A 1524-nucleotide genomic window follows, 5' to 3' on the forward strand; every position below is an offset into this window, starting at 1 on the left:
CGGCTGGACATTGGCGAAGTTGCAGCCGAAAAGCTTCTTGGCGCGCTCGATGGCCAGTTCCTCGGCCACGTCGACGAACTGGCAGCCGCCGTAATAGCGCTTGCCCGGATAACCCTCGGCATATTTGTTGGTCATGATCGACCCCTGCGCCTCGAGCACGGCGCGGGACACGATGTTTTCCGAGGCGATCAGTTCGATCTCATGGCGCTGGCGGCCAAGCTCGTTGCGGATGGCGCCGAAAATTTCCGGATCGGCGTCGGCAAGCGTGGTCTCGAAGAAGGATTCGAATTTGTTGGCGGCTGCCGCGGCATTTGACATGGCTTGCTTTCCCTTGGGGCCGGAGGTCTGCGAGGTCGCCGCGCCATTAACACAGTTGTTTGGAGCCCGCCACGTTTGCGGCGCGAAATTTGCTGGCCGGATTGCGCCAAGCAAATCGGCTGAACACTATTTCCGGTCGCGCCGGCTTTTGAGCAGCGCTTCTGTCAAAGTGATCTCGGAAAGCAGCGCCCGCATCGTGTGGTCGTTGATCTGGCGGGTGCGGAACATGGCGCGCACGGCGGCGCGCTCCGCCTCTATGCCGGCGTGCCTGAGCTCAAGCTCCAGCCGCCCGGATTCGCGCGCCTCGGCGCGCGCCTCTTCGGCCTCGTCGGAAGCCGCGATGCGGCGCCGGTAGCCGGCAACGATGCTGTCGGCGACCGCGAGCCGGGCCTCGGCCGCCTCGCCTTCGCCGCCCTCGCTGGCGAGGCTCTCGATCTTGGCGATGGCGGCCTTGGCAGCGCCCGCACGCGCCCGCCGCTCCTCGGCCGCACCCGGATCCTCGCCTGGCTCGACCAGCCCGCGGGCGATCCTCGGCAAAGCAAGGCTGGCGATGACCAGCGAGCAGATGATGACGCCGGCGGCGAGGAAGATCACCACGTCTCGCGCTGGAAAGGGCGAGCCATCCTGCAGCGCGAGCGGCAGCGACAGGATGCCGGCAAGCGTGATCGCGCCGCGCACGCCGGCCACCGATCCGGCAAGCCTGACGCGGAAACCAAAGGGCTCTGCCTTGCGCTTGCCGAGCCGCGCGGCGATCATCGATGCCATGTCGCCGATCCAGATCCAGAGGAAGCGCAGGCCGATCACGCAGAGCGTCAAAATGAGCACGGTCAGCACCGGCTCGAACAGCCAGTGCCGGCTGGTGAGCTCCGGCGGGACCCTGCGAATGATGTCAGGAAGCTGCAGGCCGAGCAGGATGAAGAGAGCGCCGTTGAAGACGAAGGTCAGCATCGACCATAGCGACATCGCCTGAATCCGCGCCGAGACCGAGAGATGGCGGAAAATGCCGGAGGTGCCCGTAACCAGGCCGGCGGTGACCGCGGCCAGAATCCCGGAAGCGCCGACATGCTCGGCAATGAGATAGGCGACGAAGGGCAGCAGAACCATCACCAGCACCTGCGCCCCCGCCGGCGTGCCGCCGATGCGGCCAAGCACCTGCAGCGCCTTGGCGGCGACGAACAACGCCGCAATGCCCGCGAGGATGCCGGC

1 protein-coding gene and 1 pseudogene are annotated in these 1524 nt (G+C 66.5%); both read right to left on the bottom strand.

Translation table 11 applies throughout. The features are described from left to right. Positions 1–318 (bottom strand): annotated as a pseudogene (glyA, locus tag EOA60_RS32395) (serine hydroxymethyltransferase); the annotation flags it as partial. Positions 319–444: 126 nt separating this feature from the next. Continuing rightward, on the bottom strand, positions 445–1524 hold a 1080-nt coding region (locus tag EOA60_RS32400), incomplete at its 5' end, for a cation:proton antiporter (RefSeq protein ID WP_128312585.1).

The organism is Mesorhizobium sp. M1A.F.Ca.IN.020.06.1.1 (assembly GCF_004023265.1).
Taxonomy (GTDB): domain Bacteria; phylum Pseudomonadota; class Alphaproteobacteria; order Rhizobiales; family Rhizobiaceae; genus Mesorhizobium.